The organism is Flagellimonas meishanensis (assembly GCF_019880545.1).
In the GTDB taxonomy this organism is placed as follows: Bacteria; Bacteroidota; Bacteroidia; order Flavobacteriales; family Flavobacteriaceae; genus Flagellimonas; species Flagellimonas meishanensis.
In genome coordinates, this window is sequence record NZ_JAINVW010000001.1 from 759118 (window position 1) to 772426 (window position 13309).

Here is a 13309-nt window from a genome sequence, read left to right on the forward strand (position 1 = left end):
AAACGATTTCTTTGCAGGGTTTGTACTCTTGATCAAGAAGCTTTTCATGCTTTAAAAACAAACAACAACGGAAAACACTTGAAGCCCACAATTTTGTGGGCTTCTTTTTTTATGATATTTTGGTAAAAAACCACACAATGGCGCTTCGGTTTCAAAAATGTGATGTTTCCCATTTGGAAGCATTGGTTCGGATTGCAAGGGAAACCTTTGTGGCCGCATTTGAAAAGGACAACGACCCGAAAGATTTTCAGGACTACGTGCAAAAAGCGTTCGATCCAGAAAGGATAAAACGGGAACTGAAGAACAAAGACTCCATCTTCTATTTCGTGTATGGGTACCAAGAGTTGGTGGGCTATTTCAAGTTGAACGTGGGTGACGCCCAAACGGATGTGCATGATGCCAATTCATTGGAGATAGAGCGTATTTATGTTTTAGAAGCCCATCAGGGAAAAAACTTGGGAAGCTTGATGTTGGCTAAAATTCAGGAGTTGGTACGGGAACTGGACAAGGAATATGTGTGGCTCGGGGTGTGGGAACGCAACTTGGGGGCCATACGTTTTTACCAACGTCACGGGTTCCAGAAGTTCGGGGAACATCCTTATTATATTGGAAGGGACCGACAAACGGATTGGCTGTTGCGCCTAAACGTTCAATAAATTGTTCAAAAAAATGATATCGGCTTCAGCTCGTAGTTTATAGGCCATGGAATTTTCAAACGCGGCATGCATCAGCAAACAAATGGCCGTGGCATTGGACTTTGTAAGACTGTTGGTGCGATAGACCACATCCCGAATCGTGGAGAAGCTCACATTGCTCCTAATGGCGATGTTGGCATAGTCATTTTTTGAGACATTTCTTCTCAAGATTTGCGAAAGGCGTTCGCTAATGGGCTTACCATAATCTTCTTCTTGGAAAATGTCCTCCCCCCTGATTACCAGCCCCAGATTTTTTGTTGATCCCATGGCAATGAATACGTGTTTTGTTGATTAAGTTCTCGGGGTCTGATCCGATTTTCTATATTTGGTTTGTAATCCAATTACAGAAATGTGGCGGATTGCTGCTAAAAACACATGATGTGTAATAATATTACACAATATAGTAATTTTATGTACATAATAAAACAATTACGCCGAAAAAAAAATATAAGTCAAACTGATCTGGCACGGGAAATAGGTGTAAGCCTAAGGACCATACAGCTTTACGAAAAAAAGGATGCCAACATCCCCATTAAAAACTTGACCCGGATCGCGGATTATTTTGAATTGACCATTGCCGAGCTCTATCTGCACGAGGTTAACGACATGGGTGAAAGCTACATCCGAAAGCAGCCATTCACAAAATATGGCAGCGTGTTCTATCCGTTGGACCATGGCAAGTACCTCATCATGGCACCTCTTGTGCTAATGGAACAATATAGCGGTTACCTGGAAAAACTCAAGACGGACACTTCCAAGAAGACGCCTTTTCAAATCGGTTTTGTGATCGACTTTTTGGAAGATCAGCGCTATACTGCATTTGAGATTGCAGGCGATTCCATGAACGACCTTGGTTTTGAGGCCATACCCAACAAAGCAATAGTTCTGGGCTTGGGTCTTGAAAAAGAAACGTTCACAAAGGACATGGACGACTTATGGTACAAATCGTACGTATTGGTATGCCAAGACCGCATTATTTGCAAGCAAGTCGTTGGATATAATAATAACAATGGGACCATCAAATGCCATAATTTGAACACGTCTCCCGAATACAAGGATTTTGAGCTTTCCCTTAACGATGTACTCCAGGTCTTTAAAGTTATCAAAAAGCAGCTTTGACGGATTCCAGATGTTCCAAAACAGTTTTTAAGGATGCATCAAGATTTTTTTTCACCTCACTTTCCCAAAAACGGAACACTTTATAGCCCAATTGTTCCAACGCTTTATTCACTTCGGCATCACGCTGCATGTTGCGCTCAATTTTTGGGATCCAAAACTCACGGTTGCTCTTTATTTTATCCCTGCGCTCTTCCCAGTTATGGCCGTGCCAAAATTCACCATCAATAAAGACCACGGTCCGATATTTTTTTAGGGCAATGTCCGGTTTTCCGATCAGTTTTTTATAATCTATCCGATACCTATACCCTTCGTTCCATAAGGCTCTTCGGAATGTGAGTTCGGGTTTGGTGTTCTTGCCCCGGATCTGTCCCATGATCTTGGAGCGCTCGGGGGTGGTATAAAAACCATCCTCCTCACGAAAACGGGGGACTTTTATTGTTTTCTCTGCATAGTTCTTGCACATAGACTGAAGATAATAAAAAACCCAAATTCCAAACGGAGTTTGGGTGTCTTGTGTGCTATAATGATTAATGGTTTACCCCTTCAGCGTGGCGGATAAATACTCCCGGTTCATACGGGCAATGTTTTCCAAGGAAATGCCCTTCGGGCACTCCACTTCACAGGCCCCGGTATTGGTACAGTTGCCAAAACCTTCCAAGTCCATCTGACGGACCATGTTCTGAACCCGTTCTGCAGCTTCCACCCTTCCCTGGGGCAAGAGTGCAAATTGGGAAACTTTGGCCGAAGTGAACAACATGGCACTTGCGTTTTTGCAGGCGGCCACACATGCCCCACAACCGATACACGTGGCTGCGTTGAAGGATTCATCGGCCTTGTCCTTTTCAATGGGGATGGCATTGGCATCCACGGGACGTCCTGAGGTATTTACCGAAATATAACCTCCGGCCTGTTGTATGCGATCAAACGCACTCCTGTCGGTAATAAGATCTTTGATGACCGGAAAAGCTGTGGCTCTCCATGGCTCAATCACAATTTCATCGCCATCGTTAAAGCTGCGCATGTGCAATTGGCACACGGTGATCATGGAGTCTGGACCATGGGGCCGGCCATTGATCATGAGCGAACATGTTCCGCAGATACCCTCACGGCAGTCATGGTCGAACTCCACAGGTTCCTCTCCTTTTGAAATCAATTCCTCGTTGAGTACGTCCAACATTTCTAGGAAAGACATGTCGCTCTCAACCCCATTAAGGGTATAATCTACCATGGCTCCCTTGGAGTTCGCATCTTTTTGACGCCATATTTTTAAATACAATTTCATAGCAATCTTATTTATATGAACGTGTCTTTACTTCTATATTCTCATACACCAAATCTTCCTTGTGCAGCTTGGAATCTTTTGGTTTGCCTACATATTCCCATGCGGCAACGTACTTAAAGTTCTTGTCATCGCGAAGCGCTTCGCCCTCCTCCGTCTGGTATTCCTCACGGAAATGCCCTCCGCAGGATTCGTTTCGCTTAAGGGCATCTAGGGCAAAAAGTTCCCCAAGTTCCAAAAAGTCCGCCACACGTCCTGCTTTCTCCAATTCTTGGTTTTTGGAATCCGGAGATCCAGGCACCTTCACATTTTCCCAGAAATCTTTACGCAATTCGGCGATTTCCGTAATGGCCTCTTTGAGTTCTTTCTCGTTCCTGGACATGCCACATTTGTTCCACATGATTTTGCCCAGTTTTTTATGGTAGTAGTCCACGGAATGTATGCCTCGTCCGGACATAAGCTTTTCAATGCGCTCCCTAACCTCTTTTTCCGTTTTTTCAAACTCGGGGGAATCGGTGGGAATGGCCCCGGTCCTGATATCGTCCGATAAATAATCGCCTATGGTATAGGGTAGTACAAAATAACCATCGGCCAAACCTTGCATTAAGGCCGATGCACCCAATCTGTTGGCACCATGGTCGCTAAAATTGGCCTCACCGGCCGCATAGCATCCCGGGATGGTGGTTTGCAGATTATAATCCACCCAAAGGCCGCCCATGGTATAATGCACAGCGGGATAGATTTTCATTGGGGTTTTATAAGGGTTTTCGTCCACGATTTTTTCATACATCTGGAAGAGGTTGCCGTATTTGTTCTCGACAACTTTTTCACCAAGCTCGCGGATTGTCTTTTCGTCTGGATCCTTCATTCCGGAGGTCAATGCTTTTTCCCTTCCATAGCGCATAATTGCCGAAGTGAAATCCAGATACACGGCTTCACCGGTTTTGTTGACACCATAGCCAGCATCACAGCGTTCCTTTGCAGCTCTCGATGCCACATCCCTGGGCACCAAGTTTCCAAATGCGGGATAACGTCTTTCCAAATAGTAATCCCGTTCCTCTTCGCTTAACTGTGTGGGCTTTAGCCTTCCTTCCCGAATTGCTTGTGCATCTTCCAATCGTTTGGGCACCCATATTCTTCCATCGTTCCGAAGGGATTCCGACATCAGGGTCAGTTTGGATTGATGGTCCCCGGAAACGGGAATACAGGTGGGGTGTATCTGAGTGAAACAGGGGTTGGCAAAGTAGGCCCCTCTACGGTGGGTTCTCCATGCCGCCATTACGTTTGCTCCCATGCAATAGGTAGAAAGAAAGAACAGGTTGCCGTATCCTCCGGACGCGATCACTACGGCGTGGGCCGAATGCCTTTCAATTTCACCGGTAACCAAATCCCTGGCAATAATTCCACGTGCCTTGCCATCGACCAAGACCAGATCCAGCATTTCATGTCGGGTATAGGATTTTATTTTCCCCCGTTGAATCTGACGGTTCATGGCGGCGTAAGCTCCTAGCAAGAGTTGCTGACCTGTTTGTCCCTTGGCATAAAAAGTTCTTGATACCAACACACCACCAAACGAACGGTTGTCCAAAAGACCGCCATATTCCCTGGCAAAGGGAACGCCCTGGGCAACACATTGATCGATAATATTGGTGGAGACTTCGGCCAGGCGATACACATTGGCCTCACGGGATCGGTAATCCCCGCCTTTAATGGTATCGTAGAATAGTCGGTAGACACTGTCCCCGTCGCCCTGATAGTTTTTTGCGGCATTGATTCCGCCTTGGGCAGCGATGGAGTGTGCCCGTCTAGGAGAATCCTGATAACAGAAAGTCTTCACATTGTAACCCAACTCGGCCAGGGTAGCGGCAGCGGAGCCACCGGCAAGACCTGTTCCAACCACGATGATATCTATATTTCGTTTGTTGGCGGGGTTAACAAGGTCAATTTCATTTTTATGTTTGGTCCATTTGTCGGCCAGTGGCCCCGATGGAACTTTTGAATCCAATTTGCCCATATTTAGTGTGTTATTGGGTTAAGGTAGTGATAGATGGCTATGAATGCGAATGCCAGGGGTACGACCACCGAGAAAAGTTTTGTAAATATTGTGATGCCCTTGCTGTACTTATTGTTTACCCCCATGGTTTGAAAGGACGAGGCAAAACCATGCCATAGATGCAGTGCCAAAAGCACGAACGATACCACATACAGGGCGGTTCTCCAGAAGGGAGCAAACTTTTCCACTGTTTCATGATAGTACCGTGTTGGGTCTTGGGGAAGTGCCTCCACATATTTATAGGTCATTTCATGCACCCAAAAGTCGTAAAAGTGAAGTCCCAAAAAAGCAAGTATCACCAATCCGGAATAGATCATATTTCTGGAAACCCATGGCGCATTGGCGCTACCCTTGTATTTTACATAGGCGATGCCACGGGCTTTTTTGTTCTGTATCTCCAGAACAAAACCCATAACAAAATGCACGATTACCCCAGCAATGAGGATGGGCTGCATCAAGAACTGAACAATAGGGTTGTATCCCATAAAATGGGAAGCCTCATTGAAAAAATCAGGTGAAATCACCGAAGCAAGGTTAATGGTCACATGGAGCACCAAAAAAATGACCAAAAAAAGACCCGAAAGTGCCATTACAAATTTTCGGGCCAGCGAAGACTTAATCAATCCACTCATTCGTCGTTGGTTTTTAACAAATTTAAGGCACAAACCAGTTTCTAACAAGTTTTAAACATTGGAATGGGCCATATTTAGATTAATTATAAGAATGCACAAATTCTTGTTTGATCCAGGGGTCATGATCATTCACATTAAAGACATTTGTGTTGAACATTTTTGGTGCTGATGGGAATCCCCTGAACACTTTTCTGGGATTTTTGCACGATATTACAAATCATTTTGAACCAAAACAATCGCATGGACATTGCCATTCTATCCGTTAGCCTCAATGTATATTCCACAAGAAGGATTGCCATGGAAGCACAAAAGGCGGGGCATTACGTGGAGCTTATTGACCACACCAAATGTTCTGTACGATTGGGTCATGGAAAACCCCAAATTTATTTGGGAGAGGAAGATGTTACCAACGAGTTCGATGCCATAATTCCCAGAATTGGAGCGAAGGTGACTCGACATGGAGCTGCCATTGTCAAACAGTTTGAGATGAACAATGTGTTCAGCACGGCAAGGTCGCTGGGGATAACACGGGCTAGAAACAAGGTGCGCACCCTACAGATTATGTCACGAAAGGGAATTCCCATACCGGAGACCTTGTTTTCCATCAACCCGGATAATATCGGGGAGCAGATTCGATTGCTCGGAGGACCACCGGTCATTATCAAACTGCAGGAGGGGACACATGGCCAAGGGGTGATTTTGGCAGAAAGCAAAAAATCGGCCAAATCCATTATAGATACGTTTTACAAAATGGACACAAGTATTCTTTTGCAACGATATATTGAGGAGGCGAATGGAGAGGACATACGCATTATTGTGGTCGGGAACAAGGTGGTAGCCAGTATGAAGCGTACTAGTGATATTGATGATTTCAGGTCCAATGTGCACCGAGGAGCAGATACGGAGGCCATCAAGCCAACGCCCAAAGAACAGCAGATTGCCTTGAATGCCACCAAATATTTGGGGCTTGGAGTCGCGGGTGTCGATTTAATGCGTTCCAAAAACGGACCTGTGCTCATTGAGGTGAATGCCTCCCCTGGACTCAAGGGAATTGAGGAAGCGACAAATATCAATGTTGCCAGTCACATCATTAAATATACAGAGCGAAATGCCTTGCGAAGAAAATAGTGACCACAGCAGAACAACTAAATGCTATACCGCTAACTAAAAGGTTTTCAGATTAATATGAATAAAGAGGGGCTTTATCCCACTGGGGAAGCAAGATTGCTTTTTTTGGATTTTATTTTCCCCAAGCTCCATTCAACCGCCTTGTCCAGTTCTGAAAACTGACGGATGGAGTTTCTAAAGAAGACCCGTTCAAGCACTAAGCTGGCAAAACTACCTTTGGTGTTCCCTACCACGCAATAAAAGTCCAACTGGTGCCTGTGGGAGTAGAACTTAACCCAATCAGCGGGCACAACATGGTAATTGTTCACCCTGTTGGAGATATAGGCAATGGGCATATCCTCACCAAAAATCTCATGCGCTGCATCAATCGCCTTTTTTGCCATTTCCCAACCAAAGGTTACCCCTTCGTTGATCTCGGAGATGACCAGACCATCAAAAAAGTAGAAGGTACCGAACTGGTATTCACGGATTTCCTTGATCTTTTTGAAAAACGCAAGTTGCTTTACACGTTGCATACAAATGTGATATACCCCAGTTTAATGTAGGGATGTAAAAATAAGAATATATTATATTTTTTAGTGTAAGAAATTATGGCGCTTGCCAGGTCATTTTTCCTCAGTTTTCCATGTTTTTCAACTGAATGCCCAATGCCTTGGTGGACAATTGCACCTCGAGTAGGGAAAGGATAAGGGAAATGACCAAAAAAACCAGACTGATCCCAAAAACAGCATTGGCCCAAATGGCCATTTCCACATAAATCAAAAACATGGTCACCGTGGCCAACAAAAAACTTATGATGGCTGTGGCCTGCATGTTCTTGATGATGCCCAAGCGCTTGCGCAATTGGTTTATCTGTTGTTTCAATGGAGGGGCCGAGGTCTCCTCAAACTGTTTGTGCAACTGCCTGATCAGGGCGGCAATTGCCAGGTAACGGGCATTATAGGCCAGCATGGTCAAGGAGATGGCCGGAAACAATAAGGCTGGGATACTAAGAGATAGTTGCATCTATTCTATTTTAAAATCTATTTTTTCCGTATGCCCGTTTCCGGAAATTTCAATGGTATATGCCCCCTTGGGCAGATAGGTCTTGCCATTTTTGGCTTCAGTCAACTTCATCTTGTTCTTCTTTAAAAAGCTGCTTTTGCCCTTTTTGGAAAAAGCTAAATCGTAGGACAAAAAATTCAAGCCTCTATCTACTTCCACTGATGAGGAACTGACTTCGGTACCGTCGGAGGATTTCACACTCGAGGTAAAAGTTCCGGGAGACCTGGAATAAAAGTGAACATCAAGCCCTGGGGTATCCGGTTTTTCCCAACTGCTCCAGGCGTTGCCCCAATTTTCGGAATGTGTAATATTTTCGGGTTCAAACATCACCAAATCTTTGGACAAAACCTCAGCGGTCATTTGTTGCAATGCCGATATATCCGCCTTGTATATACTCCTGCCATGGGTGCCCACCAATAGATGTTTGGCCTTGGATTGGATTACCAGGTCGTGCACCGCAACATTTGGCATGCCATTTTGAAACAGTTCCCAAGTACTGCCCCTATCAAAACTGGCATAAAGCCCGTTGTCCGTTCCAGCGAACAAGAGGTTCTCACTTTCAGGATCTTCCAATAGGGCATTCACTGGAGAAGACGGAATGTTACCCGCAATGTTCTTCCAACTTTTACCATAATCTTCGCTTACATATATATAAGGAGTAAAATCATCCCATCTATAACCGTTCAAAGCGACATACACGCGCTCTTTTTTATGCTTGGAAGCAGCCACCTCACTTACCCATAAATCCTTTGGAAATGAATCTGAAATTCTCTCCCAGCTCCCCCCTGCGTTTTTGGAAATATGGACCAGGCCATCATCGGTGCCTACGTAGAGGAGTCCAAACCTAAAATGGGACTCTGAGATACTTGTTATGGTTCCGTAAGCCACGTTCCCCTTTTTTCCTCCTTGCGTGAGGTCATCGGAAATGGCCTCCCAACCGTCTCCTTGGTTTAGGGAACGATGCAGTTTGTTGCTTCCCAGGTACAGAATATCCTGATTGTGGCTTGAAAGGAGAATTGGGGTTTGCCAGTTGAATCGATACGGGACCTCCCCTAGCTCATGCTTGGGTTGGATGGGTTTGCTTTTTTCCTCGGCCAGATTCAATCGATAGTAGTTGCCAAATTGGAACCCTGTATAAACGATATTGGAATTACGACTGTCAATCTGAACCTGCATGCCATCCCCACCCATTATCATCTGCCAGGGATTTTTACCGCTCTGCTGCCATTCGCTGTTTTCCTCGTTGTTGTGGGCTCCTTTCCACACTCCATTGTCCTGTAGGCCCCCGTATACATTGTACGGTTCTTCATGGTCCACATTGATGGCGTAAAACTGGCCTACTTTGGGTGAATTGTTCTTCATCCAATGTTCACCATCATCATACGTTATATTTACCCCGCCGTCGTTTCCGTTGATGAGGTGTCCCGGTCTGTTCGGGTTTATCCATATGGCATGATGGTCTGCGTGCACATTTTCTTTATCAATGTTGTTGAAGGTCTTTCCACCATCAGAGGAAGTGATCAAAGGCACCCCGGCAAGATATATTTTGTCCTTATTGGAAGGGTCTACACGAATTTGTGCAAAATAATATCCATAGCTATAGAAGAGATCATCAATATATTTCTCGTTCATTTTTTTCCAGCTTTTGCCACCGTCATCACTCCTATATACCTCCGCACCAATAACAGGAGTGTCGAACAAAAGGGAGTTGGCATCTTCCAGATATTTGGCCAGGTCTATGGGCCTTACCGCCCCATCACGCACCATGTTCTTAACGTTTTCTGCCCGATATTTTTCATGAAAGCCGTTGGTCTTCAGATAATCATTGAGCTTATCGTTGTCCAAGGCCAAAAAAGTGGCTTGGTCCATGGACTTGAAAGCATCTTTGGTGAGTTTATCGCCATCCTCTTTTTCCACGTCCTGTCTTCTAAACTGATTGTCGTGTACGACATAAACCTTATTATCATCAAAAACGGACAAACCGATTCGACCCACGCCATCTCCGGAGGGGAAACCACTTCCTGGGCCAGAGGTCAAAGTCCACGTGTTGCCACCGTCAACACTTTTATAGATACCGGAGGAAGGACCATTCCCAGTAAAATTCCAGGCCTTCCTATCCTTTTCCCATGCAGCGGCATATTGAATGTTGAAATTATTCGGGGCATGGGCCACATCAATAATTCCGGTGACGTCGTTTACAAAAAGGGTCTTTTGCCAGGTTGCCCCGCCATCTGAAGTTTTGTAGATGCCCCGTTCCTGGTTAGGTGAGTACAGATGCCCGGTGACCCCTACCACCACTTCGTTTGGATTGGCAGGGTTGATAATGATCCTGCCAATGTGATGCGAATCGTGCAAGCCCATATTTTGCCAAGATTGGCCACCGTCAGTAGATTTTAAAATCCCGATTCCTGCGTAGGAGGAACGGGAAGAATTGTTTTCTCCGGTACCTACCCAAATGACACCGTTGGTCCAATCCACAGCAATGTCGCCAATGTTCTGGGTACTTGAATTATCCAAAATCGGGGAAAAGGAAATACCGTTGTTTTGGGTATGCCAAAGTCCGCCGGATGCGTAGGCCACATAAAATTCAGTAGGGTCGTTTGGGTTCACATCCAAGTCCACCACACGCCCGCTCATGATGGAAGGGCCTATGTTTTTCAAGGAAAGATTTTTTACAATGGAATTTTCCGCCATTTTATCCTTTTCCACCAAGGCTTGCAGAACCTGGTCCGCAGTGGTTGAGGACTGTTGACTTAGGATGACATTAAAAAAGAGGGCAAAAGTTAGAAGGATTGCTTGTTTCATTCTAGGTTGGAATTTTGTTTGCATGGGGAAGGTATGAATTTGTCTTCAGCAGCGCAATTACCTACATTTGAAGAAACCATTTTTCAGTATGAAATATCATCCAATAGATAACCAACTCTTCATAAAGAACAGGAAGAAGTTCATGGCACAGATGCGGCCCAAGAGCCTAGCAGTGTTCAACTCCAATGATATTTATCCCATCAGTGCGGACAGCACCATGCCTTTTGAGCAGCACCGGGATATTTTTTATTTGAGCGGAGCGGATCAGGAGGAAACCATTTTGCTTCTCTTTCCCGATGCTTTGGACAAAAAGCACAGAGAGATATTGTTTGTTCGGGAAACCAACGACCACATTGCCGTTTGGGAGGGCGCTAAGCTGACCAAGGATCAGGCGACCGCGGTTTCTGGGATCGTCACCATTTATTGGCTGACCGATTTTGACAAGATCTTTTTTGACTTGATGACGGAAGCGGATACCATCTATTTCAATACCAATGAACATTACCGGCAAGCCGTGGTCACCCAAACTCGGGAGGATCGTTTTATAGAAAAGTGCAAGAAAGACTTTCCGGCGCACCAGTGGGCCAAGAGCAACACCATTCTTCAAAACATTCGTGGAGTAAAGGAACCCGAAGAATTGGATTTGATGCAACAGGCCTGCGACATCACCGAAAAAGGATTTCGAAGAATCCTGGAATTCACCCGGCCCGGGGTTTGGGAATATGAAATGGAGGCGGAGTTTCTGCACGAGTTCATAAGCAATCGGTCCAAGGGATTTGCCTATACACCAATTATTGCTTCGGGGAACAATGCCAATGTGCTCCACTACGTGGAGAACAACCAACAGGTAAAAGATGGGGATTTAATTCTAATGGATGTGGGAGCGGAGTACGCCAACTACTCCAGTGATATGACGAGGACAATCCCTGCAAATGGAAAGTTCACAAAACGACAGAGAGAAGTATATGAAGCCGTACTTCGGGTAAAGAACCAAGCCACAAAAATGTTGGTTCCCGGGACCATTTGGGCCGAATACCACAAAGAAGTAGGTAAGATCATGACCTCCGAATTGTTGGGTTTGGGCCTGTTGGACAAAGCCGATGTGGCAAATGAGAACAAAGATTGGCCTGCCTATAAAAAATACTTTATGCACGGCACCAGTCACCATATAGGTCTGGACACCCATGATTATGGTGAGTTGAAGACGGCAATGAAGCCCAACATGGTCTTTACCGTGGAACCGGGAATCTATATTCCAGATGAAGGATTTGGTATTCGAATAGAAGATGATGTAGTCATTCAAGAAACCGGGGAACCCAATAATTTAATGCGCAACATCCCCATTGAAGTGGAAGAAATAGAAGATTTGATGCGCTCCTGATTTTAAAGCAAGGATTTTTTTGTCATGTTAATTGGTGGATATATCCATTGATATGACGCATCCATCAATTTGGCCATTGGCGAAGACTTCAAAGACATAAATTTGGTTTTATTCAGGCTCACTTGTGAGGGCTCCAACAAAATAGATATAAATCAAATATTGGTCGTAGTATGGAATTTTTTATAAGGCTACTTGATTTTTTATCAAGCAATCGCTTTGTTTTTTTCACGTTCGCCATATTGTTTTTTTTGGTGCTTAAAGGAATGGCAATGTCAAAAACTCTTTCAAGTTCAATGAGGAAATTCATTAATTGGATAGCTGCTCTTTTGATGTTGTCATCAATTCTTATTTTCATTTTCGGCTCGGATTTCACGAACCTGCTCGTTCATCAATATGGACAAATTGGAGAGGGATTGGTTATTGATAAAGCTGAAACTGGAGACATGTATAACGAAGAGCCTATAGTGCAATACGATGTTCTGATTAAAACCAAGGATGGGGAAATGGTAAAGACGACTTTTAAAAACACCGATTTCAATTTGTACCCCACTCCAGACGGGGGGTATAGCTATCCACCCCAAGGGGTGGCTTTTACAGTGAAATACATGGAGAGTGGTCCAGAAACATTTATAATCATTACGGATGACAATAGTGAATATGCTACCAAAAAAACCTGTGCAGAACAACTTAGGAAGCTAAATATAGCAAAGAGTCAATACGATTTTGCCCCTGATAATGCTTCATATAGAGAAGACTATCTCAGAGCAATAGAGTTATATCTTCAACTTAAGTGTGCCAACAATTCTTCTGTTATTGATTTTTATGAGCAAGAAAAATCCGATCTCAAATAGTTTTGCCCGGCTATTTTGGACAAAAAGAGTGTATATTCGGAAAGATGAATATTACATATAATGGCGACCCTATTTTCCACTTTACAACAAACCGATATTGAAAAGAAGATGCAGGAAGCACCTGACAGCGCGTATGAAATAGGAGTTGTTATTGGAAGCTACCTGCCTTTTGTGGTATTGGTGGCTATAGCTTATGGGATATATTATTACAATAAAAAGAAAAAAGAATCAGAGTAGGAACCGGTATAGTGAATGATATTATCCTATTTGAGTGACCGTCCCATAGCATCATCGTTAAAAAGCTCTAGTGGTAGGATTTCAC

Annotated in this window: 14 protein-coding genes; 6 read left to right on the top strand and 8 right to left on the bottom strand. The window is 44.4% G+C overall.

All coding sequences use genetic code 11. The annotated features are described in order from the left end of the window. The first annotated feature begins 137 nt into the window (after positions 1 to 137). The gene (locus K7G75_RS03390; RefSeq protein ID WP_222982799.1) at positions 138 to 656 is read left to right on the top strand and encodes a GNAT family N-acetyltransferase; all 519 of its coding nucleotides are present in this window, start codon (positions 138 to 140) and stop codon (positions 654 to 656) included. On the opposite strand, the gene K7G75_RS03395 is transcribed toward K7G75_RS03390, so the two are convergent. Next, positions 642 to 962 carry a hypothetical protein gene (locus K7G75_RS03395; protein WP_222982800.1) on the bottom strand — a complete coding sequence of 107 codons (321 nt, stop codon included), beginning with the start codon at positions 960 to 962 and terminating at the stop codon, positions 642 to 644. The two genes, K7G75_RS03390 and K7G75_RS03395, sit on opposite strands and share 15 nt — an antisense overlap. 144 nt (positions 963 to 1106) lie before the next feature. Between K7G75_RS03395 and K7G75_RS03400 the strand changes: the two genes are divergently transcribed. Further along, on the top strand, positions 1107 to 1814 hold the full coding sequence (locus tag K7G75_RS03400; RefSeq protein ID WP_222982801.1) for a helix-turn-helix domain-containing protein: 708 nt from the start codon (positions 1107 to 1109) through the stop codon (positions 1812 to 1814). Here K7G75_RS03400 and K7G75_RS03405 read toward each other — a convergent pair. The 4 genes from K7G75_RS03405 to K7G75_RS03420 form a co-directional block, all read right to left on the bottom strand. Then, entirely contained in the window at positions 1798 to 2277 is a 480-nt protein-coding gene (locus K7G75_RS03405) for a very short patch repair endonuclease (RefSeq protein ID WP_222982802.1), read from the bottom strand. The genes K7G75_RS03400 and K7G75_RS03405 overlap by 17 nt on opposite strands. 72 nt (positions 2278 to 2349) lie before the next feature. After that, complete coding sequence (locus K7G75_RS03410) at positions 2350 to 3096, bottom strand: succinate dehydrogenase/fumarate reductase iron-sulfur subunit (RefSeq protein WP_222982803.1); 747 nt, start codon at positions 3094 to 3096, stop codon at positions 2350 to 2352. 7 nt (positions 3097 to 3103) lie between these two features. Further along, on the bottom strand, positions 3104 to 5107 hold the full coding sequence (locus tag K7G75_RS03415) for a fumarate reductase/succinate dehydrogenase flavoprotein subunit (protein ID WP_222982804.1): 2004 nt from the start codon (positions 5105 to 5107) through the stop codon (positions 3104 to 3106). A 2-nt stretch (positions 5108 to 5109) separates the two neighbouring features. Beyond that, complete coding sequence (locus K7G75_RS03420; RefSeq protein WP_222982805.1) at positions 5110 to 5778, bottom strand: succinate dehydrogenase cytochrome b subunit; 669 nt, start codon at positions 5776 to 5778, stop codon at positions 5110 to 5112. 240 nt (positions 5779 to 6018) lie between these two features. Here K7G75_RS03420 and K7G75_RS03425 point away from each other — a divergent pair, with 240 nt between their 5' ends. Beyond that, positions 6019 to 6906 (top strand): RimK family alpha-L-glutamate ligase, encoded by an 888-nt coding sequence (locus tag K7G75_RS03425; RefSeq protein ID WP_222982806.1) that lies wholly within the window; start codon positions 6019 to 6021, stop codon positions 6904 to 6906. 74 nt (positions 6907 to 6980) lie between these two features. Here the strand turns inward: K7G75_RS03425 and K7G75_RS03430 are convergent, their stop codons facing one another. The 3 genes from K7G75_RS03430 to K7G75_RS03440 form a co-directional block, all read right to left on the bottom strand. Further along, positions 6981 to 7421, bottom strand: coding sequence for a hypothetical protein (locus tag K7G75_RS03430; protein WP_222982808.1), 441 nt, complete (start codon positions 7419 to 7421; stop codon positions 6981 to 6983). A gap of 100 nt (positions 7422 to 7521) precedes the next feature. Then, the gene (locus K7G75_RS03435; protein WP_222982810.1) at positions 7522 to 7911 is read right to left on the bottom strand and encodes a DUF2721 domain-containing protein; all 390 of its coding nucleotides are present in this window, start codon (positions 7909 to 7911) and stop codon (positions 7522 to 7524) included. Then, positions 7912 to 10755 carry a sialidase family protein gene (locus K7G75_RS03440; protein ID WP_222982812.1) on the bottom strand — a complete coding sequence of 948 codons (2844 nt, stop codon included), beginning with the start codon at positions 10753 to 10755 and terminating at the stop codon, positions 7912 to 7914. Positions 10756 to 10843: 88 nt separating this feature from the next. On the opposite strand from K7G75_RS03440, the gene K7G75_RS03445 reads away from it, so the two are divergent. The 3 genes from K7G75_RS03445 (at position 10844) to K7G75_RS03455 (ending at position 13224) form a co-directional block, all read left to right on the top strand. Beyond that, positions 10844 to 12136, top strand: a complete 1293-nt coding sequence (locus tag K7G75_RS03445) for an aminopeptidase P family protein (RefSeq protein WP_222982815.1) — start codon at positions 10844 to 10846, stop codon at positions 12134 to 12136. A 269-nt stretch (positions 12137 to 12405) separates the two neighbouring features. Then, positions 12406 to 12987 carry a hypothetical protein gene (locus K7G75_RS03450; RefSeq protein ID WP_222982816.1) on the top strand — a complete coding sequence of 194 codons (582 nt, stop codon included), beginning with the start codon at positions 12406 to 12408 and terminating at the stop codon, positions 12985 to 12987. A 60-nt stretch (positions 12988 to 13047) separates the two neighbouring features. Further along, entirely contained in the window at positions 13048 to 13224 is a 177-nt protein-coding gene (locus K7G75_RS03455; RefSeq protein ID WP_222982818.1) for a hypothetical protein, read from the top strand. Positions 13225 to 13309: the final 85 nt, after the last annotated feature.